Below are 25345 nucleotides of genomic sequence, written 5' to 3'. Positions count from 1 at the left end.
CTTACAAGTGTGATAATATAAATTGTATGTAACTTTTATGACCAGATACTAAAGGAGTGGATTATATGTTGGATATCGAACAAATTAAAGAAATTATTCCGCACCGCTATCCGTTTTTATTAGTAGATCGCATTTTAGAAGTCGAAGAAGGCGTACGTGCCATCGGTATTAAAAATGTCAGTGCCAATGAAGAATTCTTTAACGGTCACTTCCCAGGCTACGCCGTAATGCCAGGTGTTCTTATCGTCGAGGCATTAGCGCAGGTCGGTGCAGTAGCTGTACTCAAAAAAGAAGAAAACCGCGGTCGCATCGCCTTTTTTGCCGGCATTGAAAACTGCCGCTTTAAAAAGCAAGTACGCCCTGGCGACCAGCTACGCCTTGAGGTTGAGCTTACACGCGTGCGCGGTCCAATCGGAAAAGGAAAGGCAGTCGCAACAGTAGACGGCGAAGTGGCATGTGAAGCGGAGATTACATTTGCATTAGGAGATAAGAAGGAATAAGATCGCTGCGGCGGTCTTTTTTGTCGCAGATAAATTAAATTAATGTAAAATAATGATTGTAATGGGTAATATAATGTTTATAATTATAAGTGTATAGTTTTAAATAATAATATTAGGATAAATTTATTCTTTATATTCTATATAATATGAACTATAATGTTCTTTATAAAGAATATTAAATACTTTAAAGCTTATAACATTTTTAAATGTGAAGTTAAATGAAAAGGTAATTAGATTCTGTTCATTGAAGAAAATAATAGGTTCATAAACCTTAAATCTGAATATTTTATTTTTAAGAGGTTGTTTTAGTTTGAGTTTCATCATAAAGTGCTGTAGGAGGAATATATGAAGACAGTAAAAAAAGCCATTATCCCGGCTGCCGGTCTGGGAACACGCTTCCTCCCGGCTACAAAAGCTATGCCGAAAGAAATGCTGCCAATTGTGGACAAGCCAACGATTCAGTACATAGTGGAAGAAGCGGTTGCTTCTGGTATTGAAGATATCATCATCGTAACAGGTAAAGGCAAACGTGCTATTGAAGATCACTTTGATCATGCGTTTGAACTGGAACAAAATCTATTAGAAAAAGAAAAATACGCTCTACTAGAAGAAGTGCAAAAGTCTTCTAAAATGGTAGACATTCATTATATTCGCCAAAAAGAACCAAAAGGCTTAGGTCATGCGATTTGGTGTGCGCGTAAGTTTATTGGTGATGAGCCGTTTGCGGTCCTGCTTGGTGACGATATTGTACAAGCCGAAACACCATGCTTGCGTCAGTTAATGGATGAATATGAACGTACCTTATCATCTGTGATTGGGGTACAAACGGTACCAGAAAACGTAACACATCGCTATGGCATTGTGGACCCAATTAGCCAAACAGGTCGCCGCTATGGTGTTCGCAACTTTGTTGAAAAGCCAAAGCAGGGCACTGCGCCTTCTAACCTAGCAATCATGGGCCGCTATATTTTAACGCCAGAAATCTTTGCCTTCTTAGAAAAGCAAGAAACAGGTGCGGGCGGCGAGATTCAGCTAACGGATGCAATCCAAAAGCTAAACGAAATTCAGCGCGTGTTTGCCTACGACTTTGAAGGTAGACGCTATGATGTAGGAGAGAAGCTTGGTTTTATTGAGACAACGATTGAGTTTGCACTGCAGCATCCTGAATTAAAAGAAGGTGTGCTTCGTTTAATGCAAGGAATGTTAGATCGTGAAGTAGTTGTAAGTGAGTAAAAAAGGAAGCAGCAAGGATATACTTGCTGTTTCTTCTTTAAAGGGTAAGAGGTAACAAAGGGAAGGAATGAAAACCTGAACATCGTAGTAACCAAAAAATAACACGTATGCGGTCATATACGCCAAAAAACAGAGGGTTGCATACATTAATTGTGAAATAATTAATATGACGATGAAATAAAGGTTTAATATCCGTTTCGTTTATATTAAAATAATATAAAATGAAATATACAAGCTCCAGTTTACATAATACTTTTGTGCCTAGTAAAGAAAGCATGAGCACATACATTTTATCTCTTGAAACCCTTGGGAGAGTAAGGTAAGATTAAGGTACTGTAGAAATAAAAAAGCCTCGTTTAGAGGATTGGTTGGATAATTATTGGTACGAGCTACAATCGTTAATTCATGTGGATATACAGTATGCTGATCATACACGTTTTTTGTAAGCAGGCATTACAGAGGCTTCCTTCTAGATGTTCATATAAAAAACTCCCTATATCACGGTATAAGGAGTTTTTTCATTTGTACCATGTTTAGAGTGTATATCTACACGTGTCCGTTTTTATCTTATATAGATTGCACTGTCACTGTTGTATAAGGACTGTAATTGCCACTGCTGTCGCGTACAACCACTCTTACTTTTATCCCTGCTGTTTGGACAGGAATAGAAACAGAAAAGGCCCCAGCAGTATTCACCTTTTGTCTACCAAGGATAGTGGCTCCAACCTTTACATAGACAGTCGCATTTGCTTCCGCTGTGCCCGTTACGGTTGTAGCTTGATCTGTAATTATATTTACTTTCGGAGCTAACGGAGCGGTTTTATCCTGCACCATCACGGATGTGTAAGGGCTGTAATTGCCGCTGCTGTCGCGTACAACGACTCGTATTTTTGTCCCTGCTTTTTGCACCGAAATAGGAACAGAAAATCTGCCAGCGGAGTCCACTGTTTTTCTACCTAAAAGAGTGGATCCCACTTTCACATAGACAGTCGTATTGGCTTCCGCAGTTCCTGTTACTGCGGTAGTTTTATCTGTAATGATATTCACGTTTGGCGCTAATGGAGCCTTGTCTTGTACCACAGCTTCTGTCACTTCACTCACATGTCCTGCCTGATCGCTCGCTGTGATGGTAAGCTTTGTGCCCGCTTTTTGAACAGGAATTGGAACCGCAAAGTCACCAGCCGCATCTGCTTGCCCGCTTCCTAATATGCTTCCATTGCCCTTTACTGTTATCGTTACATCAGAACCTGCCGCTCCTGTTACTACTTTGTCGCTGTCACCTACTGGGTTGACTTGTGGTTTTGTGACCGGTCTGATTTGATACACAGAGGAAAGGGTAGTGCCTGTATAATAAAACGCTACAATCTCTTGATACGTTTTACCTAGCTCGCCCATTTTTTTAGCGCCGTACTGGCTCATGCCGACACCATGACCATCACCATTGCCTTTTATGGTAATGGTTGCTTCATTCTCAGCTGCCTCGGTAACGAGGTAGCTCAATATCACACGATTACCAATGATTGCTCTGATTTTGGCAGCTGTTGTACCTGTAAAATTCAACTGCTGTACGGACAGCTTGCCAGCAGAGTCAAATTGATCCTTAATGATGTATGTAATACTGATATCACCTTTCGTCACACGTCCCCCAGATGAGGGTGCATACAATGATAGCTTTGGAATGCTGACGATTTTAATGTCTTTGCCGGCATATCCATTTGCAAGCATCCATGCTTTGATGTTACTGCTGATGTTTGTATCCGTTTCTTTTGTCGCGTCCCACCAAGCACCAGGATTCTTCAAGTCTTTATTAGCCAGATCTATTTGCATTTTTTGCAAAGCTAGCTCCCATGAGATGCTAGTGTCATAGGGATCGCCCTTAATTGTCAGGTAAGGCAAGGCAGTGCTTCCCCAGGCATTTGCATTGGATTCGGTTCTTCCGCCGTTGCTTGCTGAAAATACAGCGCTAATCAGTGCATCTTGATATTTTAGTACTTGGCCGAATGTTTCATCTACCGCTCGATTGCTGTTTTTATACCAAGTATCATTCATATAGCCGCCGTATACCTGATAACGAATGGTATCATCAATGACCTTATTGATATAACCTAACGCATATGTTCTAGCAGCCACCGCTTGCGCCTTTAATGCCTCCGCGTTCCAATAAGCGGGCATTTCCATCGGGACAACCCCTTTAACATAATCCTCTAAAGGCAATGTATTGATGGGCCGGACATACTTTCCGCTTTCATTTGTAAATAAAATATTGCCTAAATAACCTTGCTTACCAATCCACAAGATAGAACTGCTTCTAAAGGGTGTAACCTCCAAACTCGTGAATGCACCTAGATGCTGACTGCCTTTATGTAATGAAACGCCATCACTTGTGGCTTTAATCTGATACTCCACATTCGCCTCGAGCTGCAGCTTCGTATCTTTCACTAAATAGGTACCAGAAGGCTTGATTGTAATCTCACTTTTATTGCCTAAATAGTTTACTAGCTTGACGGAAATGGTTGGTTCGATTGTTTCAGCCTTCACGTCTGTTGAATAAGAAAGATGGGCAAAAACAACGGCGAAAACCAATAAAAGTACATAGAATCTTTTCATTCTTTCTTTTCCCCTTATGTTCAGTATGTTATTTCTAAAGATTACTAGTTTTGCATATCTATTACTATACGTATTATAGCATAGGAATCTCGCAGTATTCTTGGTCATATAACCAGTTAACATGCACAACTCTATAATAAAACTTTATACTTTCTGAAAACGTGGTTGTTACAAAGTGTATAAAGCTAGCTTTTTACCAAACCTTGGAAGGGTAAGGACGAAACATGATACGTATGAAGATAATGGTTGAAACTGCAGAAAAGGAGCTAATCAAACGTTTGTTTAGCTCCTTTTTGTATGTGCTACAATAGATGTATCACAATGGAAAGGCGGCGAAGGGATGCTGCAAATCAACACAACACCGAATTATGCAGGTGTTACTATTTCAGGTGACTTTTTAGACTTTGATGCACTGTATGAAGCACTGCATGAAGTTACAGGAGAAGAGAACGATTTCCCTCATTATTATAGTGCGAAGATACGGGTGTTTGCACTGTGCTATGATTTGCGTCATGCGCTGATGGGAGACCGCGATATTACGTTTATAGACAACGGGATGGATGCGGACAAGATGAAATATATGTCCGTCATTACAAGCGAGAAGAATGTGTATTTGACGATACAAATGCTGTGGCCCGAGCTGTTATTCGTTACGATAGCGCTCAATGATTTTGTAAAGTTGTACGGTGCTAAGCAATCAAAAGATCGTTTTACGTATCTGCAGGATAAGCATAACATCTGGGATCGTAATATCGCACAGGTTCGTATGTTTCAAGCTGCTGTCGCATCGTGTCTTAAGGAAGAATTAACCCCAAATATGTTCAGCCGTACGATGAATATGTTGAACGGCCGCTATTTCTCTGTTGGGGGTTATATAACACAATACATAGATGTTCTGAACGAGCAGTTTTTACAGATGAACAAAGAAAAGCGGATGAAAAGCATTAGCTTGATGGCCAAACGGCTGACAGAATTGAACGGTGACTATCAAGACATCCGTGAGATTGTCCGTGAAGCAGCGGCGCGGTATGGCTGTCCACCTGATGATGTGCGTTTAAATGTGGAGTATCCGGAAGAAATTGAGTGGTAGAAGAGGGTATAGTGCTCCTCAAATACTGTAACAGCTATTACAGAATATGTTTATAATCCGGTATTTGTAGCTACTCAAACAGCACCAGCAAAGCCAAATGTAAATACAACAAAACCAATAACATCATTATACTAGGCGATTTTCTCTTCTACCTCAAAGATTATGGTAGCCATGTGATACCAAGTGCCTAAATTGAATACATTCCATAACCAAACTTAACAATTCCTTTTCACTCTCTTAAAACACCATTGCTACAATAGGTATATAATGAGCTTTTTACCAAACTGTAGAAAGGTAGGGGCGAGCCATGATACATATGAAGGCAACAAATGATGGTGTAGGTGTAACGGTTTATGGTGATCATTGGGATATTGGCATGCTGGTCAAGGTATTAAAGCAGGTTGCGGAGAATGAAACGGAGCCGCAATATAACGGCACAAAGGTTCGTTTGCTTTGCTTGTGTTATGACTTATATGGTGCGCTGATGGGGAATCGGGATGTTACGTATTTAAACTTGCATAAAGGTTTATTCGCCGCAGCATACGGAGAGTCTTGGGAACCGCAAAAGAGCCTGTACGTCGGTACGCGAATTTTGTGGCCGGAGCTGTTGTTTATCATCATGGCACTCAACGAACTGGTCAAACAGGACAAGTATGCAGAGTGGGATGAATCCGCATCGTGTATTCGTTTATTTCAATCGGCTGCGATAACGTGTCTTCAAAGGAATCTGCCGCCAGAGACCTTTGCAGAGGTTGTCAGCCTGATGCAAAGCCCCGGCTTTTCCATTAGAGGCTACACCGGACAATACATAGATGTGTTAAACGCAGAGTTTCTCAATATGGATCCAGACAACCGGCTATCAAGTATTCCGCAGGCGGCTCGGCGCATTGCCGAGCAAGAAGACGATTATCAAGATGTGCAGCATACGGTTCGCAAGACGGCACTTAGACAAAACTGTTGTACATGGGATGTGCGTTTAAATGTAAGATATCCTGAAGAAGTAGGGGGATGAGGTGTCTGTAATAGGCACCTTTTCCTTTCATCATAGATATAAAGCTTTTAATAAGCTTAATCTAAGTTTTTTATATTCTTACAAAAATACAATAAATTGTTATGATGATATTGTACTCTTATAGATAAAGGAGCTTATTATCATGAGAATAAGGCAAGTTGTGTTTTTGGTGAGTGTACCTGCTCTATTCTTGGCGGGGTGTGACAAGATGAATGGGATGACGGGACTGTTCAACCATTTTGTCTCGTTTCTTACTTGGTCGATTGAGTCTTTGGCTGCTGCTTTCGATAACAGCTATGGTTTGGCGATTATTGGATTAACATTCATTATGAGATTGGTGTTGATGCCAATGATGGTCAAGCAATACATCATGCAGGCAATTCGAAAAGAGAAAATGAAGGTGTTGCAGCCGAAGATACAAGCGGTTAAGCAGAAGTATACAAAAGATCAAATCCAAGATACCCCGTCTTTGGCAAAAGAGAGAGATAAGGAAATCCTTGCATTGCACAAAGAGTATGGGGTAAACCCGTTCGCGACGGGATGTTTACCAATTCTAATCCAACTAGTGGTCCTAATTGGCGTTTATTATGCAATCCAATCGTCTCCAGCCATCGCTTCTCATGAGTTCTTATGGTTGCAACTAGGTAAACCAGATTTCTCGCTTTCTTTAATCACAGGTATGGTGTATGTCATTCAAGTGTTTGTCAATAAGGATCAGGGTGCAAATGAAAATATGCCCAAATACTTATCTTACATTGGGTTCATTTCTCCGATTATGATGTTTTCTATTTGTTTGACTGTTCCATCTGCTTTGCCTTTATATTGGGCGATGAGCTGTATGTTCGTAATTGTACAGACGATTTTTGCAAAGAAACTGTTTTATTATAAAAAAGCTAAAGCAGTAATGAGAGGACAAGAAGCATAAAAACAGCCTATAATGGCTGTTTTTTTATGCTACAATTTTCTTTTCTTTGTTGTGCAATCGGATAAAATTTAAAAGGGCATACATGCCTACAGAGAGATAGCTTAAAAACACGAAGGAGACGAGCCATAACCATTGTCTTCTTCTAAATGCCATAATGACACCCCAAATGGCTACAACAAATGATAACAGGCCAGAAACATTGACCATGATGGGTAATTCGTTAAGAGGTATAAGAGAAGATGCGCCATTTTGTGCTCTTTTTGCAGCCTCTTTGGAATATTCCGGCATGCCAATTGCAACAAGTACAGCGGTACTGATGCAGATAATAAGAAGCAATAAGTATTTGTTTTTATTCATATTTGGCCTCCTGTAAAAAACGTTTTTTTGATACGGGCGCCCGGTTTTTAATGATTTGAGGCGCTAAAAATCCTTTGCTTATAAGTGTAAGGGGTCTTCCATTTTGATCTACCTCATACCAACCTATGTATTTGCTAATGAATATCAGATAGAGGAAATGGTAGAGTACATATCCTATGCTTACATATAAAATAAGAGAAAGCATATTAGCTATTAATAAAAAAATCACTATTGCAGTTAAAATGATTGTAATAGTGATGCCAGATATGAATTTGTTTCTATCTACTCCATATGCGATATGTGATTCATCTTCATTTCTTTTCATCCAAAACGCATAAAATAGAATGTCTTCATCATGAGGAGATTTCAATATTGCTCTCACCTTTCTCTATGGGTATTATTCAATATGACCGTCTTTTAATGTCAAAAATCGATCTGCCAGTCTGTTTTTAATGTTCGCTTGATGTGAAGAGAAGAGCATACTACACTTTTGTGTTTTCAAGGATTCTAGGAGTTGAAGGGCCGCTTCAGTTGAATCCTGATCCATGGCAGTGAAAGGCTCATCTAGCACAATTAAAGCAGGTTTGTGAAATATGGCACCTATAAAGGAGAGTTTTTGTTTCATACCTTTGCTATAGGTGCTCGTCAGATTATGAAGATCGCGGTCATTTAATCCTAAGTGATGTAATAAGGCTCTTCCATAACTGATGGATTGCTCATCAAGACCGCGAAAGCCTGCCCACAGCTTAAGGTGCTCTAGTCCTGATAGGTACGAATATAAAAAAGGATCATCAGGAGAAAAGCCGACAAGGTGTCTAGATTTAACCGGCTCAATATCTATATGATAATTCGATACATAGATGTCTCCTGAATCTCGAGATAACATTCCTAGAATGCAATGTAATGTTGTAGATTTCCCTGCGCCATTTTCTCCATTAAGCGCCACAAACTCTCCTTCGTATATAGAGAGATTAACATTCTCTAAAACCTTCTTATCTGTATAGCTTTTATGTAAATGTTTTACTTCTAAAACAGTATTTTTAATTTGGATCAACCTCTTTCTTTTTTATTGAGAGATGGTCGGCACAGGCATGCTTACTTCGACAATTCCAGCGACGATAATTAATGCAGCGGCAGCGACATTAAACATAACTCCTCTTTTAAATTTGGTTTTGGCATTTTCTTTTCGCCTCATAATCAAAAGGATAATAGCTACACATATATATAAATCCCCAGCAGCAGCGATGATAAATGCTGGTATTTCAAAAATACCATGTGGAACTAGTGCCATCACAATGTCTCCAAAGTAATGTTTATCGGCAAAAGCGCCCAATGTGATTCCTAAAGATGATCCATTAATGAAAATGATAGAGAGTGTTCCAATTCCTAGTGTGACAATCCCAGCGGCCATCAGCAATACTACATTCAAATTATGCAGGATTACGGTGTCGTAGTTTAGTTTTTGTGGATCTGGAGTTAGTTCCATATTTAACTTGCTAGCCGAGTAGGCTCCAATTGCGGCACCTAAAATATACACCAGAGTAACTATAAGTGAATACCATGGCATTTTTTTAATCATTGGTCAACCTCCAAGTAGGTCATATAGTTTTGATACATCACGAATTTTACATAATATCCAAAATAGACGATATCAATTAAAGCGCTCGTCAACAAAGTGAAAAGAGGTTCGTTCAAGAAAATTGAAACAGTTACTAGAATGAAAGATTTTATGTTTATAAACAGAAATAAATATAAGCTAGCTGTGAGTTTTCTCGGGCTGAATAGTAAGTGAATTAAGATAGTACTTATACTTAGAGAGCCCAATGACGTAAAACCTAAGTAATACAAGATAAAAGAAATCTTAAACGCTTGCATCAACACAATCCCCCATATGAACAACATGAAACTTATAATGCATACAGAACAACAAAGGGGGATAAGTAAATGCCACTGATAAGGTATCGGCAGATAGTGTAACCTTTTATGCTCCTCAATTTTACCAATAGAAATCTTAAGGATAATAAAAATCAATAAAATAGGTATAGATACCGAGGTGAAGGAAAGTATCACCCTTTTAATAAAGTTGCTTGGAATATCGTGTATGGACCACATAGTGATATATGACATGGTACCCACAACAATAAATGCCATGCATACATGTAAAAGTGATATTCTACCCAATACAATTGAGAGATAAAGAACTAATCCCTTTTGGCTTCTGTTTATAATAAGAGAAGATAAACGTTCATGCCATGCGACTTTAATGCCTTTTTGTGTATTTTCAGTGTAAGCATGATAAATTAACATGAGCATGAAGAGAGACAGTATAATACAAACGCTTATAAATGCTAGCGTATGCCAGATATCTAAATGTCCTAGAATGGCCCAAATAGGATAGGACATTATTAAAACGACCTTTGTGAGTGGAGCTGGTATATCATGTATTGACGGTAAGAAAGTGAAGCCGGCAAATATAAACACACATAATACAATTACCCAGATTTGCAAGTTTGGGGTTTTGGAATTCAGGTTCAGAAAAGTTCCGATTAGGGATGGGAACAATGGCAAACATAAAAAAGATAGTAAGGAGCAAAACAATGATTCTGAAAATATACCTTGATTCACAATAATTGCCAAAGCCACCGGCGGTATGAAAACTATATTGAACAAGTAACCTCTACAAAAACCCATAAATATACGAATATTTAATAAGTCCTTTACTTGTATGGGTAGCTGACGCAATGACTGAATTTCAGCTCTACTAGAGGTGTCGGTCAAAGCCCCTACGCCTAATGAGTTGAATATGTATAAACCGAATAACAATAAAAATATAAAGGGCACTAGTGCATCTAGGTGTTGTGGATTATAAAAGCTGTAATTTTTTTCTAGGTACAGGTATACAGGAATGAGATAGCATAAGGTAGATATACATAATAGAATCTTCCCTAATGTAGTTTTGGGGACAATTCCTTGCGCACGAAAATCCCCCCGCATATAAAGAGGGATGACCTTTTTATATGCAGGGAGATTTTTCTTCATATTCAACAGTTACCAACCTATTATTCCTGCTGTACCTGCAATTGCAATGACACCTTGAATTGTCGCAACAAAAGGTGCCAAGAACGGATACGCGATTACTGCGTACCATACGCCACCGGATGCAATTAATCCAGCAATTGCGACAGCTACTTGTTTCTCAACGCCAAGAGTGCCTACTAATAACCCAGTAAGTTTTTCAACCATGATTGGTTACCTCCAGTAATTAAATTTTTAGAACCCTACAGCTGCAGCAGTTCCCGCTACCGCTAAAATACCACGAAGTGTTAGAACGAAAGGTGCCAAGAAAGGCCAAGCTGCCACTACAGCGGCTGCACCAGCAGATCCTAACAGAGCTACGATTGCCAATGATACCTCTTGATCCAATCCTAACTTTGAAACCAAATGCCCTACGAAATGTTCCATGTTTTTGCCCCCATTCTGATTGTTTTTAGGAAAATAAGCACTGTAACTATGTACTCGTTTTGAAGAAATGCTTACTACCAATATCTAAAATTTAACATTAATTACATTTTAATACAATATAGTTTTTCTTTAGGTTTCATATATATGGATGTATTCTTTCTTAAGGTTTGATTGATAGAATATATCCTTTTTTTCGAGCTGTCTTTAGAATGGCTGGGCTTTGAGGGTTCTTTTCAATCTTGTTCCTTAAGTTTTTAATATGGACATATAAACTTGCGCTATTTGACAATTCTGCTTTTTCCATCAAAATATTTGTTTCAATAATTTGATTTAAATTTTTATAAAGAAATAACAAAATTTTTGCCTCCAGATTGGTCAGAGGAATTTTTTCTCCTTTTTTTAATACACAAAGATTAGAAATGTCAAAAATGACATCTGTATCCAAATATAAATCTAGTGCATGTTTCTCAGAGTGGTTTTCCTCATGTTCTTTAATTGCATCCAAATTCCCTAGAGATAGTAAAGGGTTAGATAAATAAAGAATAGATTTTTGAACACTAATAATGTCCTCAGGAGTTTGATATTCCGTGTTGACCAGCAAAATAGGATTCTTGGAAATTTTTGCAAAATCCATCCAACGTTGCGCTGCAGCTTCGTCCAATAGTTGTGTGTCAATTATTAGTGCAGCTTCCCTACTACTAGAGGGAGGGAGATGAAGAGTATTATAGCTAATGGGGTTTTTTAAGACTTCTATTTGAACCTTTGTGTTATTGAGTACAGTTCTTAGTAAAGATATCAATAAACTGTTTTGAGATATAACGACTAAGTTCATTTTCTCCTCCTATTCTTCTGCTTTTACAGATTGGCTATAAATTTAATTCCTAAAGGAATATTACATATAAGTCAAACAAATATGTATTGATTTTGAATTCGAAACTGTAAGATAATAACATAAAGATGAATGGATTTTTAAGTAGTATAAGATTAAGTAGTTGTTGTTATTTTACAATTAAAACGATGAAATAGTAAATAATATTCTTAAAGTTATTTTTTTCGATACCGATATAAACCTTTATTGAAAAGAATTTCAGGATTTATAAAGGATTTTATATGGTTTCGAATCATATTTAATTCTTTAAGGAATATTTTATAATTGGTATAAGGAGAAGTGATAAGATGAGAGAGAATATTTTGGGAGTTAAAGTTGAGACGGCAAAGGTAGATAGGGAACGCCCAACGCTCTTAGGAACCATTTTTGCACCGTTACAAAATTTTGAGAGAATGAAACGTAATCCAATCATAGTTTTTCCTTTAGTCATTATATTTGTATTGCAAATGACGGGCACAATTATTACAGCATTTTCCCTTGACACTAACTTTCTTCTCCAAGGAGATGTTCCCAAAGGCTCCGAGGAATTTCTCGTCACTTTCACGAGAATATCTATTATAGCAGCTGGTGGACTCATCCCGTTCGTATACCTGTTTGTATCTTCAGGTGTTCAGTTATTTTTGGCGAAATTTACAAGTTCAGATGTGAAGTTCAAGCAATTGTTATCTTTAAATATTCATATTATGATTATTACTGTGATTTCAATTTGGGTTAATGGTTTAATTAAGTATTTTATTGATGGATCCATGCCCTTTTATGTAACGAGTTTTGGAGGGTTGGTAGAACCTGAGGGTGGATTATTTGGATTTTTAAATGGAATCGAAATTTTTGCAATTTGGCACTTTATTTTAAGAGCAAAAGGTCTTCTAATTGTAGCAGACTTTCCAAAGTCTTTTGCATGGTTTACAGCGTTTTTATTTTTCGCAATCTTACTGTTCTTTAATATCATTAATGGGATGACATTGACTTCGTTTAAATGATAGGAGGCTGAAGGGGAATAGGAAGAGGTAGTAAAGTAAAACGTACAATTCATAAAAAAAGGAGATTTCTAGTTTACTAGAAAATCTCCTTTTCAAATAAAGATGTATTAGATATATAAATCTATTGGAAGGGTATGTTGGTTAGGTAACTCCTCTATAACTAATTGAATAGCATTAGGTGTTAACCTTATTAAAGTGAACATTACAATTAGAGCAAAGAAAAGTGTCAAAAATTTACGCATTACAAAATCCTCCTTATTGTGATAAATGAATACTCCATTCCTTATTTTACATAAAAAGCTAAAAAAATAAACATTTTTTTGAAATTTTAACAAATTTTGAAAATATGTACTCGTCTTAAAAGATAGACCCGACAAGAATGATGCCCTGTTTCTAGAGCAATGTATAAGAACAGGGAGTGATATTTCAGTTATTCAATCTGTGACCCGTTTGATGTAAGTTATTGGAGTGGACTGTATGCTCCTATCCTATTTTTCCTGAAAATATTTTTAATAGGTTTTGTGGCACTTTGTTTTATCTTTCGGTTGTAATTACCACTGGTTGATTGAAGTGAAGGGGATGAGACAAAGCAAGTCAAAGGGAGGAACCGCAGGCGTATAGCACTGAGGAGACTCCCTGACTGCCCGCGAAAATGGAAGTCAACAACGAACTTTAACTGAGCCTATCTTTAAAAACTTCTCCATTTATGATAAGAATTCATATTCTATTGCGAATGTACGGCAGAATTTTGGTTAAAACATAACAATAACAGAATTTCTGTTACTGAGAAAAGCTCTATTCATAGAATTATGAAATACAATATTTTATATAGTGTATAATTCTTTTGTAAGGATACATCCCCCAATTTATTAAAGGTAATATATCAAATATAATAAAAGAATAGTAAAAGTAAGGTTTGGAGGAACAAGTATTGGATGTGGAACAGATTGGCCTTATTATTAAGGATGTGAGAAAAGCTTTGGGATATACACAAAAAGAGCTGGTCGAAGGCATATGTTCACAAGCACAACTTAGTAAAATTGAGAGCGGAAAAGAAAATCCTTCTTCAGTCACTCTTTATAAAATTGCAAAAAAATTAGGTATAGATATCAATTATTTTTTCAACGTGGCACAATCCCCTCAACTAGAGTATATGAAAAATATAAAGGCTGAAATGAGAAAGCAAGTCAGAAATCGTAATTATGGGGAAGTAGCTGCTCTTATTAAGCGTGAAAAAGATAAACAAATCTTTCAAGATATAGACAGTCAACAGTTTTTTTTATGGCATGAAGGTGTTTGCGTGTATTATTTAGAGAGAAATGAAGAGAAAGCTATATCTTTCCTTAAAACCGCTTTGAGAATGACATCCCGAACGCCACATTTTGCTACAGAGCGAGAAATTGAAATATTAAATAGCATTGGAATTATCTATAATGAGACTAAAAAATATGAAGAATCAATAGAAACCTATACGAAAGCATTGCAGTTAATTCATACGGAGCATGAGGAATCATATAAAGTCAAAATCAGGGTCTTATACGGGTTATCTAAATCGTTAACTGCCATTCAAAAGTTTACGGAATCAGTTGATTATATAGATCTTGGTATTAAGGAATGTCTTAAGCAAGAAACGTTGTATTTATTTGGAGAATTGCATTATCAGCAAGGTGTCAATTGGCACCATTTAAATGAAAAAGAAAGAGCTGTACAATTTATGCAAAAAGCAGCCACTATTTTTGAACTTCAACAAAATTATACGTTTTCGGAATTCGTCCATAATAATATCAGCATGCTATAAGTTTGCATGTATTTAATTTTAGAAATAGGATTTTTTTAGATTGGAATAAAGTCAAAAAACGTATGTGTTTACAGGCGCATACGTTTTTTGCTGAGTTGAGATAGGAAGCGTCAAGCAACATACATATAAGATTGTGGAAGCTCATGCGAATTATATTGGTATGTTCAGCAGAACAGGAAGATTGGCACTGAACTAAATTATATGTACAGTAAAATAGCTAATCAAACGTTTGTTTAAGAGTATGTAAGACATTCCCCTAGAGGCAACATCGGTAATTTCATGAAAGTTCTTATTCTTTCATTTATCATATAACCTTTTTATTTTAACTAATAAACGAATATTTTTGCAAACTTTCCACTTTTAGCTTGTATCAAGCATTTTAGGTATAATCAAAAAAAGAAAGGGTGAAAATAATGCATGTAATTGAAAATAATTGGCTGAAAGTAACGATCGCGGAGCTTGGTGCGGAGATGCGCAATGTACTTCATAAGAAAAATGGTCTTAGTTATATGTGGACAGGTGACAGTACCTACTGGGGCCGTGTATCTCCTGTCTTGTTTCCCATTGTCGGTCGACTAAAGGACAACCAGTATCAGCTCGATGGTCAAACATACGAGCTGCCGCAGCACGGCTTTTTGCGGGATGTTGTGTTTCAGGTAGCGGAGCAGAAGGATGATAGTATTTCGTTTGTATGTGAATCTGCCGGCCGTTTTGCGGCGGTATATCCGTATGAGTTTAAAGTGACCATTCAGTACATACTGCAAGAGGCTTCGCTGCAGATTCGCTGGGAGGTAGAAAATCAAAACGAGGAGAAGATGTATTTTTCAATTGGCGGCCATCCGGCATTTCGTATTCCGCTTTTGGAAAACGAGCAAGCAGGCGACTATACGCTGCAGATGACTGCTTCGGCAGGGAAGCAGGTGCATCAATACGAGCTAAAGGACGCGCTCATTGCGGGAAAATGTACGGTAAAGTCATTGGAGGCCATTACGATAGCACCGTCTTTATTTGCAGGTGACGCTCTCGTTTATGACAATATCAACACCGTGACAATGACAAATGCATCCCATCACGGCGTAAAGGTAACACTTTCTGGCTTTCCGTTCGTCGGCATCTGGTCGAAGTATAACGAGAGCGATGGTACAATGGCACCATTTGTTTGCATAGAACCGTGGTACGGTATAGCAGATACGTATGAGACTTCCGGCAATATGAAGGAGAAGCTTGGGGTCAATGTGCTTGAAGCCGGAGAAACGTTTCAATCGGAATATATAATCGCATTTCAATAAAAAATGCAGCAATCTCTCAGGAGATTGCTGCTTCCAGACCATTACCGACCCTGCAAGGAGGGGTTCACCCAAATCGATAATGGTTATATTCAAGAGCTATTGTAGGTTGCTCAGAATATCAGAAAGAGTTTTGCTTTCCGCTTTTTCGCGCGGTTTTTTCGATGGTGTGACCATCTGGTTTTCCAATAGGTAGTTCGCTTGGATATAGCTCATATCCTTTTGATCGACCTTGCCGTCAAAGTTGATGTCGGCTTGGCGATCAGCTGAGCTCCAATGCTCTTTTACATATATGGCATCGTCAATATCAATGACGTTGTCCTTGTTAACATCACCAGCTAGAGCCGGTTTAAAGGTTAGGTATTGTTGCTGCGGCATGCTGTTTGGCTTTCCGATGGTAACAGTCTTTTGAACAGTGAAGTGACTTGGTACATCTAATTCAAACGTTAAGGTTCTACGGTCAGAAGGAAGACCATCCACAATAAATTTCGCATCCTTTAGAATTTTACCTTCGTAGACATTCCCACTCTCATCCTTCACTTTCACAGTTGCACCGAGGGCTAAGTAATCAACATATGTGGTTAGAAGATTTCCAAAGCCATCGCGCGTATAAATGGCTTCACCGTTCAGGTCGCCGTAAAGCTGCGAGTGCTTCGGCTGTACTTTGACGGATGGCTGCGCTGCGCCCGCATTTATTTTTGTACCGTCTTCTTTTGTGAAAACAGGACTTGCTGCTGTTAATGTAACATATTGATCGATATATTTATCGTCTTTTGCCTTCGCTTTTACCTGCAGCAGTGGCATTTTATCCGCTGCCGGAATAGCGCCGTCAAGAGATTTCAATGTAATGGTAATACCGCTTGCTGTTTCTGTTTTCTCCAAGGCAATTTGGCTTTGCCATTCTGCTGGCACTTCGATGCTTTCCACTGTAATGACATTTTTATTAAACTGATAGGTCCATTTGGCTTCTGTCCAGCTTGTGCTGTTGTGAATTGTTGATGTAAAGGTAATAGAATCACCCGATTGTACATCCTTTTGATTAGCTACAGTCGAGATATAATTCGTTCCTTTTCTAACAAAGAAATATTCCTTTTGTGTAGAGGTAGAACCAGCGCGATCCTTCGCAAAAACAGTAAGCGGTAATACTTTCAAGTAGGTTGGGAAGTTACGGTTTACTTGGAAATTTCCACTTGGATCAAGTGTGTACTGCTGCGGGTAGCCGTTTTGATCACGAATAAACAATTTATTGTTACCTTGTGTGACCGCTGCACCGGACGCTGCCGCTTCTTCAATTTGTTTGTCATATACGTTTCCGCTGAATGCAACTGTAGAAAGGGCGGGTTCGATTTCAATAATGCCTTCTGCTAGGCTTGCTTCAACAGTTGGTGCCTCATGGTCTAGAATAAATGGCTTTTCAATAATGGTGTCTTTTCCTTTATCATCCGTAAAGACAAATTTAATTTTATAAGAGCCTGGTTCAGCCACTCTTGTTTCGTAAGCAATTGGCTTTTCTTTATCATTGGTAAACGGGTAATACTTGCCATCAAATACGTTGTAAAGAGAAATCTGTGTGTTTTCCCCAATCCAAGTGCCGTCCATGCTTCCAATAAAACCAAGGTCTTGTCCTTCAGCATTTGTAAGGAAGGTGTCCACGGATTTCATATGGGAGTTTAGCTGGAACGAGCCGCTTAACTGTGTCATAACGGTGTTTCCGACGTCTCCTGGGTTACGGATGGTGGTAAGTATGTCTGTCATATTGACAAAGGCAACGCCTTCCTGAACTTTACGCGCTGCAAACGGAACTTGATAGGTTTCGTCTGGACTGTTTATGTTTGTGAATGTAACATAACCTTCATAGGTGCCGTTTTTGGCTGTGATTGGGATATGCAGCTTTGCATTTACCCCATCTTTACTGCCTGCTTTTACCGTGACAGAAGAAGTTGTTTCTAATACAACCCCGTTTTCCTCTGCCGGTAAGGAACCTTTAAGTGCTTGGTAGTTCACTTTCACTTTGTATGTTTTGTCTTCTTCACTATTGTTTTCAATCGAAATCGTTCTTTCTGCTTCAATCACAGCGCCTGTATCAAAGAACGTGCCGTAGCTTAGTGCACCTGTAATTTCTTTGATGAGACGTTCTTTATGATTACTTCCAATTGTAAAGGTTTCATCGGCAATGGTAAATGCAGCATTAGCGTGTGCTGCTTCGTATGCATCAACGCGTCCTGCACCGATTTCATAGACACTGTTTTGGCTTTTCAGTGCGTCCGCCGTGTTCATTAAAGCGCTCTTAATATCAGACGGACTTTGTTTTGGATTAGCCTGCAGCAAAAGTGCCGCAATGCCAGCTACATGCGGTGTTGCCATAGATGTGCCTGAAAGTTGATCATAAGCCAGCTTGTAATCGCCGATATATCCTTTGCCCCAGTGGTAACTTGGAACGGTTGACATGATGTTGCCGCCTGGTGCCACGATTTCCGGTTTGATATCATAGGTACTGCGTGCTGGTCCCCGCGAGCTATAGAAGGACAGTTTGTCATCGGAAGTGAGTACACGTTCTTTCACTTGATCAAATGTGAAGGTGCCTTCACCTGCTTGCAGCATGCTTTTGAAAGCGCGCCCTTGCTCACCTTTAATAATCTGGGAAGGTATGTGTTCGGGTAGCTCTAGCAATGTGTCCGCTACGTAGCCGTTATCTGTTTCTCTGTAAATGAAAATGGCTTTTGCACCTTTTGCTTTTGCGAGCAATACTTTTTCTTGAAGTGTATTACCTCCTGTGGATACAAGCGCAATTTTTCCCGTTACGTCAACACCTGCATAATCTTGTTCTGTCCCACGATTTACATGTACGATGCCGAGGGTTTGTCCCTTTAGTGCACGCATATTAATACCAAAGCCTGTTGTTAGGTATTGTGTTTCGGTTGTGATTTGCTGAGAACCCACTTTGAAGGTGCCGATAAAGGAAGGCAGTGCCACCTCTGTGTCTGTTGATCCGACCGTAATGGCCAGCGGAGACGTGGCAGGAGAACCAACTGTATATAAATTGGACCCCCCGTTTCCGGCAGCCAATACTGCTGTTACACCAGCGAGGACAGCGTTGTTGATTGCCACCGCCAATGGCTCGAATGGGCTGTTTGAGCTGTTGCCAAGTGATAGGTTAATAATATCCATTTTATCTTTCACAGATTGTTCGATACCACCTACAATATCATCTGTCCAGCCCAGCCCGTATGGACCAAGCACGCGATAGGCAAATAGATCGGCATCCGGTGCCACTCCTTTTGTCGCAAATACTGCGTCGCTTTTCTGCTGTCCGGCAATGATACCTGCTACGTGTGTGCCGTGATAAGTATAGTAAGGCCAGCCGCCACTGTACTTTGGCTTTCCGGACTCCTCCCATTGCTGATATGTTGCCTCCATTGGATCACTGTCATCATCCACAAAGTCGTATCCGCCCTCATAAGCATCTTTTAAGTCAGGGTGATTATAATCCATGCCAGAATCCAAAACACCAATCTTAACCCCCTTTCCTGTTAATCCTTCCTGGTGAAGTTTATCAACACCAAGTGTGGTATGCGGATGGGTGCCTGTATATGCCGTCGCTTTTGCTTCTTCGGTTGCAGGAGGCAAATCCAATTGAACAGAGCGATTTTCCCATACGCTTTTAACAGCCTTAGATTGCAGCAAATGTTTGACTTGGTTTGCAGGTAAGGTTACGGCTACACCGTTATATACCTGTTTGTAGGACCTTATCATCTTTCCTTTTATAGAAAGAGAATCAAAATCCTTTCGGAATGCAGCGTGATCTGCTTCCACACGTTCTTGTGCATCTGTGATACTTATTTCTTTCCCATTTAGCTTTTCCAGTAAAACCGCTGTTTTCGCAGGCTTATTTTTAAATTCGACGATAACAGAAACCTCTTCCTTACTTGTCAAATCAATGTCTGGAGAGAGCTGAAGCCCTGAAGCTGCAGAAGCGGACAAGGTTTGAATCGCACGGCGCTCCTCAGGTGTTAGCTGACTGAGTGCTTGCTCGATGGTGGAATACGTTTGGGCATGTCCAACAGTTGGCGTTGCAGCAGGAATAAAGGTACCGGTCATCATTGCAGCCGCCAAAAGTGCTGAGGTTACTTTCTTTTTCAATGTCTTTCCTCCTTGTCGTTTTCATAGAAACATAGGTGATAGTGTCCGTGCTGTACATTTCTTTCAATGTAACATGGAAGCGGGAATATGCCTATTGGGTTAATTGTAAGCTGGGATGAAGTGCGTCATTTTCTGTTTTCGTAAAAAAATTCGACAAATATTTAAAAAAAATTCGGCAGGAACAGGTGGAAAAGCAACTAAATTGTCACAATTGACAGGGGAAAGGGAGTGTGATAATTAGGGATTTATTTACAGATTCATAAAGGGAATTCGCCAATTTCCCCGAATGATTTACATGTTATTTACGCGCATTTCATACGTAGTCTATACAACTCGTATACTATAAGACTCGTTACAGCTAATTCATCACAAGTGAGGGGACTGGTATTCATGAAGAAGAGAAAGCATTTGGCGGTTGGTTTGGCAGCGATGGCATTGTTTGCACAAACAGCGCCAACCATGCCTGTCACATATGCACAGACGATGTCGCAGGCTTTTATGGAGGAGAAAATTGATATTTTAAAGCAAGAGATGCTGTCACAGGGGATTGTTCATACAGAGAAGCAAATTACCAACTTTAAATCGGAGTCCGGTGTGAAGCAGCGCATCAATATCATTGAAGCAGACCTGCAAAATCCAAATGTGAAGATGATGACGTCAAAGGCTTTGGATGCGGTGGTAGCGATGGATTCTGTGCCGTCACAGGCCAAACGGGAGATGTTCAAAGGTCATGATGTCGTAGCGGCGACCAATGCGGATATGTTCAGCATGACCACCGGTATTAATATGACCACACAAATCAAAGACGGAAACCTCCTTATTAATAATTGTGATGCTGAAGCCATTCGAAAGTTCCCGGTGTTTGGGATTGATGCAACTAACAAACCTTTCATTGACTCTGTCTCTGTAGAAGGTACGCTAACTGCAGGCAGTGAAACCATCCAGCTTGATATGATGAATCGCAATGAAAATAGCGACAATAAAATCGTCGCTTACAATCAATTGCTGAATCAAAAGAAAAAACTTACATATAACACGAATATTCCGTATTTGGCAAACGGCGCGATGGCAGTTGTGAGAGGGGTAAAGAATGCCACGCATCTAAAGGCCGGTGATATCTACGGGGGAACGATTGAAAACGTATATGACAAGATGGAACAAATCGATATTCCCGAGGATGCGATTGTGATAGCCGGTTATGGAAGCAAGGCGGACTGGATTCGGACGCATCTAAAGGCCGGCAACAAGCTTTCGTTTCAGTGGAACATATATAAAGGAGAGAATCGGCAGCTTGCTAATGGCGTGCAGGAAGCAACAGGCTCGCACAGCTGGATTGTACAAAATGGCACTGAGGTCAGCACGGACAAGCTGATTGCTGATTATGGACAGTCGTTTGTGACGCAGCGCAACGCCCGAACAGCGATTGGTATTACAAAGGATCATAAGGTGATTGCCGTAACAATTGATAAAGGTAGTGCACAATTCGCAGACAGTACGGGCGTGAGCTTACCGGAGCTGGCGACCATCATGAAGGAAGCGGGTGCGGTAGCAGCGGTTAACTTAGATGGCGGCGGTTCAACTGAAATGGTGACGCGTCTGAAGGGAACAAGTACGCTTGTGACGGCAAATCATCCATCTGATGGCAATTCTCGCCCCGTTACGAATGCATTGCTGTTTGTAAACCTAGCAGCAAGAACTGGTGACGTTGGTGAGGTAATCATTGATAAGCCTATTACGATGTATAAGGGCGCATCTTATACCTTCTCTTATCGAGCAACTGACGCCAACGGCAACCCGCTATCATCAGCTGTACGTCCGGTGTCTTGGAAGGCAAGCTTTGGCACCATTGCACAGGATGGTTCTTTTACAGCACCTTCTGCAGCAGGAAGTGGTACAGTAAGTGCGCTTGTTGATGGTGTAGAAGGAAAAGCGGATGTGGAGGTTGTGGATCAGGTTGACAGCATTACGCTCAAAGATCAGGGGACGGTCGTTCTGCAGCCAGGTCAAATGAAAACATTCGCGTTCACTGCCATGAAAGACGGGAAGCAGGTTGTCATTGATGGAAACGCCGCAACTTGGTCAATTGATAAGGAAGTGGGCACGCTTTCTAAGGATGGTACACTTATCGTCAATTCCGACATCATAGCTGGCACAACCGCAACAGTAACGCTTAAGGTCGGAGAGATAGAAAAACAGATTCCGCTTATGCTTGGATTGAAGGATATCAAGCTTGATGACTTTGAACACGGCGATATTTCACAGTACACAACGAATAAAAACTTTGTTAAAAGCTATGATATTTCCATTGCAAACGATATTGCAAAAAGCGGCAGCAAGAGTCTCAAGCTCGATTACAATTATGGCGGCTGGACGACTGGAAACGGCGCAATGTATATGATTCCAAAGGGCGACTTAAGCACCAACATCATGCCAAAAACGATCGGCATGTGGGTGTATGGAGATGGCAAAGCACCGTGGCTGCGCGCCATTATTAAGGATGGCAGCAACGCTAACAAAACAATCAACCTCGCGCCGCGCGTTGATTGGATTGGCTGGAAGTATGTAGAGGCACCAATTGATCCATCTTGGACATTGCCGCTTAAGGTTTCACAAATTTATGCGGTAGAGGTAGATAAAACGAATCAAGGCAATCCGAACTATAAAGGTGCGATCTACTTTGATGACATCCGTTTTGTGTATACAAACGAAGAGGATATGATTGGACCGACTTTTACAAGTATAAAACCGGAGAAAAGCGCAGTTTATTCCCAAGATGTAGAATTTTCTGCCGTACTGCGGGATGATAAAACGGGTGTAGATGCATCATCTATTCAGATGATGGTAGACGGCGCAAAAGTAACACCAGCCTATGATGCTGCAACAGGCAAGGTCAGCTATTCCTTGAAAGGACTTACGGAAGGAACGCATACAGTTACCGTGGAAGCGCGCGACTTTGCGGGCAATGTAGCGGTGCCAGCTCTTACAAAAACAATTCAGGTAGACTTGAGTGAAGATACGGAAAAGCCGGTAATAACTAGTGTAACGCCAACGGCAACAGCGAGGGAAAAGACAGCAACGCCGCGCATCACATTTAAGCTGACGGACGAAAAAAGCGGAATCGACGCATCATCAATTCGTGTTGCCATTGATGGCAAAATCCATCCGGTTACCTATGATGAGCAAACAGGCTGGGGCTATACATTTGCACAGGAAGCATTACCAAATGGGTCTTATACGTTTACCGTACAGGCTAAAGATAAAAAAGGCAATGCGCTAGAACCGCTGCAGCGTACGTTTCAAGTGGAGGCATTGCCGCAGCCAAAACGAAAAGACCGTTTTAACATCACATTAATTCCTGACACGCATGTATCTGAATTTGCAAAGCCAATTTTCATGCGTGCCGCACAGGATGATAGCGATTTTATTATTCATATGGGCGATATGGTAGACCAGTCCTCAGCTGCTGAGTGGGCGCAGGTAAAGCAGGATATTGGATTGCTTGGCAGCAAACCATTTTTAACGGTACCCGGCAATCATGAATCGTTCCAGGGTAATCTAAATGAATATATGAATACATTCGGTTCCCCGACGTACCACTTAACGTATGGCAATACGCTTGTAATTGGCTTGAATACGTCATTTGGACAAAGTATCACCACATCAGATAGTACACAGTTTGCTTATTTAGAACAGGTGCTTGCACAAAACAAGCAGAAAAATGTGCTGGTTGTCACGCACAATACAACAAAAGATCGCTTCGGCACACTGCATGAGCTTGATACAGAAGATGCGGCAAGGTTTGAAACCATTCTTGGTAACTATAAAGCGGCACATCCTGATGTGGATATAGATGTTGTGTTTGGTCATCTGCATGTGTTAGATCAGTGGGAGAAGGACGGCGTAACCTATACAGTGACCGGAAATGCCGCAGCAAAAGGCTACGTGAGCAATGCGGTCGGCAATATGCACGGCACAGGTGAAATAGAGGTAACGTCCAAAGGAATGGAATATCATTTCAATCCGTTTGTATCTAATGTACGTATTCTGGATGAAGCGCTTGATCGCACGGGCACGCTCAAGCTGGCGGACGGAGCGAAGCGGCAGTTGAATTTATTCGGTGATTTCCGTGAAGTATCATCTAACTATATTCTGCCAATTTCACAGTTTGAAGCAGTAGATGTGACATGGAAGTCGAGTAATCCGAGGGTTGCTTCTATTGATGAGAATGGCCAAGTAACAGCGCATAAGCAGGGAAAAACAAAGATTACCGCAGAAAGCGGCGGAAAGTCGACAACGATTACAATAGAGGTCGTGCAGCCGAGTTCTATCAAGCCGGTTTCTATTTCGGTGACACCGCATAAGGATACGATTACGCAAGGTGACGTGGTGTTTTTCCAAACAACAGTCACAGATATGTATGGCACACAGTTTGCAGTGCGCTCCGGTGAATTCGAGTGGAGCTCCAGCGATCCATCCATTGCTGACGTCAATTCGATTGGCTTTGTAAAGACTAGAAAGCCAGGAACAGCCGTCATTTCATATGAATTTCAGGGCAGAACAGGAACCTTCCCGTTAATTGTACTGCCAAAGAAATAACAAAGGTCGCTCCGCTACTTGGCGGAGTGGCTTTTCGTCGTCTGTAAAACAAGTAGATGGAAATGCGTTACAATTTAAACCTTGCTTATTTAGGCGGGAAAAACATCAAAGAGATACAAGGTTAATCAAACGTTTGTTTAAGCGGAGATGTGCCCTATGGAGCTAGCGCTCTCAATGGTAACCGGTGTCTTGTGTATCATCACGTGTTTTGTTTGCTGAGGAAAAATGATCTGATGGGATTGATATCTTTGTGATAGTCAAGCAGCTGACTTGGTAATATAAATGCACGGCTGTAGGGAAAAGCCTGTTCTCCAAAAAGGAACAGAACCTCCATAGAACCTTATAAAAAATAAATTATGTAAAATTGCAATAATATAAAAATACAATTAAAATAATATATAAGCATAATAATCTACATAAGGGTGCCATGTGCTATGGTGTTCGTTGTAGCGTTTTTATTGTACGCTATT

At 40.1% G+C, this 25345-nt stretch carries 17 protein-coding genes; 9 read left to right on the top strand and 8 right to left on the bottom strand.

The window, feature by feature from the left end; genetic code table 11:
• The first annotated feature begins 65 nt into the window (after positions 1 to 65).
• Complete coding sequence (gene fabZ, locus MUG87_RS11310) at positions 66 to 500, top strand: 3-hydroxyacyl-ACP dehydratase FabZ (protein WP_124565930.1); 435 nt, start codon at positions 66 to 68, stop codon at positions 498 to 500.
• Positions 501 to 845: 345 nt separating this feature from the next.
• A complete protein-coding gene (gene galU, locus MUG87_RS11305; protein ID WP_247082149.1) occupies positions 846 to 1733 on the top strand; it encodes a UTP--glucose-1-phosphate uridylyltransferase GalU in 888 nt (295 codons plus the stop codon).
• A 567-nt stretch (positions 1734 to 2300) separates the two neighbouring features.
• On the opposite strand, the gene MUG87_RS11300 is transcribed toward galU, so the two are convergent.
• Complete coding sequence (locus MUG87_RS11300) at positions 2301 to 4340, bottom strand: SpoIID/LytB domain-containing protein (RefSeq protein ID WP_247082147.1); 2040 nt, start codon at positions 4338 to 4340, stop codon at positions 2301 to 2303.
• Between the two features lie 340 nt (positions 4341 to 4680).
• Here MUG87_RS11300 and MUG87_RS11295 point away from each other — a divergent pair, with 340 nt between their 5' ends.
• From MUG87_RS11295 to yidC, 3 genes are all read left to right on the top strand, one after another.
• The gene (locus tag MUG87_RS11295; protein ID WP_247082145.1) at positions 4681 to 5430 is read left to right on the top strand and encodes a DUF6904 family protein; all 750 of its coding nucleotides are present in this window, start codon (positions 4681 to 4683) and stop codon (positions 5428 to 5430) included.
• 307 nt (positions 5431 to 5737) lie between these two features.
• Complete coding sequence (locus MUG87_RS11290; protein WP_247082143.1) at positions 5738 to 6442, top strand: DUF6904 family protein; 705 nt, start codon at positions 5738 to 5740, stop codon at positions 6440 to 6442.
• Positions 6443 to 6584: 142 nt separating this feature from the next.
• Positions 6585 to 7367 (top strand): membrane protein insertase YidC, encoded by a 783-nt coding sequence (gene yidC, locus MUG87_RS11285; protein ID WP_247082141.1) that lies wholly within the window; start codon positions 6585 to 6587, stop codon positions 7365 to 7367.
• A 24-nt stretch (positions 7368 to 7391) separates the two neighbouring features.
• On the opposite strand, the gene MUG87_RS11280 is transcribed toward yidC, so the two are convergent.
• The 6 genes from MUG87_RS11280 to MUG87_RS11255 form a co-directional block, all read right to left on the bottom strand.
• Positions 7392 to 7724 (bottom strand): hypothetical protein, encoded by a 333-nt coding sequence (locus MUG87_RS11280; protein ID WP_247082139.1) that lies wholly within the window; start codon positions 7722 to 7724, stop codon positions 7392 to 7394.
• 397 nt (positions 7725 to 8121) lie between these two features.
• A complete protein-coding gene (locus tag MUG87_RS11275) occupies positions 8122 to 8778 on the bottom strand; it encodes an ABC transporter ATP-binding protein (protein WP_247082137.1) in 657 nt (218 codons plus the stop codon).
• Positions 8779 to 8790: 12 nt separating this feature from the next.
• A complete protein-coding gene (locus MUG87_RS11270) occupies positions 8791 to 9303 on the bottom strand; it encodes a stage II sporulation protein M (protein WP_247082135.1) in 513 nt (170 codons plus the stop codon).
• A gap of 1469 nt (positions 9304 to 10772) precedes the next feature.
• The gene (locus tag MUG87_RS11265) at positions 10773 to 10967 is read right to left on the bottom strand and encodes a hypothetical protein (protein WP_247082133.1); all 195 of its coding nucleotides are present in this window, start codon (positions 10965 to 10967) and stop codon (positions 10773 to 10775) included.
• A 27-nt stretch (positions 10968 to 10994) separates the two neighbouring features.
• Positions 10995 to 11186 carry a hypothetical protein gene (locus tag MUG87_RS11260; RefSeq protein ID WP_247082131.1) on the bottom strand — a complete coding sequence of 64 codons (192 nt, stop codon included), beginning with the start codon at positions 11184 to 11186 and terminating at the stop codon, positions 10995 to 10997.
• A 160-nt stretch (positions 11187 to 11346) separates the two neighbouring features.
• Positions 11347 to 12018, bottom strand: coding sequence for a winged helix-turn-helix domain-containing protein (locus tag MUG87_RS11255; protein WP_247082129.1), 672 nt, complete (start codon positions 12016 to 12018; stop codon positions 11347 to 11349).
• Between the two features lie 344 nt (positions 12019 to 12362).
• On the opposite strand from MUG87_RS11255, the gene MUG87_RS11250 reads away from it, so the two are divergent.
• The 3 genes from MUG87_RS11250 to MUG87_RS11240 all read left to right on the top strand — a co-directional run bounded on the left by MUG87_RS11250 (position 12363) and on the right by MUG87_RS11240 (position 16142).
• Complete coding sequence (locus MUG87_RS11250) at positions 12363 to 13055, top strand: YknW family membrane protein (protein ID WP_247082127.1); 693 nt, start codon at positions 12363 to 12365, stop codon at positions 13053 to 13055.
• Positions 13056 to 13992: 937 nt separating this feature from the next.
• A complete protein-coding gene (locus tag MUG87_RS11245) occupies positions 13993 to 14853 on the top strand; it encodes a helix-turn-helix domain-containing protein (protein WP_247087660.1) in 861 nt (286 codons plus the stop codon).
• A gap of 413 nt (positions 14854 to 15266) precedes the next feature.
• Complete coding sequence (locus MUG87_RS11240; RefSeq protein ID WP_247082125.1) at positions 15267 to 16142, top strand: aldose 1-epimerase family protein; 876 nt, start codon at positions 15267 to 15269, stop codon at positions 16140 to 16142.
• A gap of 96 nt (positions 16143 to 16238) precedes the next feature.
• Here MUG87_RS11240 and MUG87_RS19600 read toward each other — a convergent pair whose 3' ends face one another.
• Positions 16239 to 20279, bottom strand: a complete 4041-nt coding sequence (locus tag MUG87_RS19600; RefSeq protein WP_281503647.1) for a S8 family serine peptidase — start codon at positions 20277 to 20279, stop codon at positions 16239 to 16241.
• A 390-nt stretch (positions 20280 to 20669) separates the two neighbouring features.
• On the opposite strand from MUG87_RS19600, the gene MUG87_RS11220 reads away from it, so the two are divergent.
• The gene (locus MUG87_RS11220; RefSeq protein ID WP_247082123.1) at positions 20670 to 24875 is read left to right on the top strand and encodes a phosphodiester glycosidase family protein; all 4206 of its coding nucleotides are present in this window, start codon (positions 20670 to 20672) and stop codon (positions 24873 to 24875) included.
• Positions 24876 to 25345: the final 470 nt, after the last annotated feature.

It is taken from the genome of Ectobacillus sp. JY-23 (assembly GCF_023022965.1).
GTDB lineage: Bacteria > Bacillota > Bacilli > Bacillales > Bacillaceae_G > Ectobacillus.
This window is presented reverse-complemented; position numbering and strand designations above follow the sequence as displayed.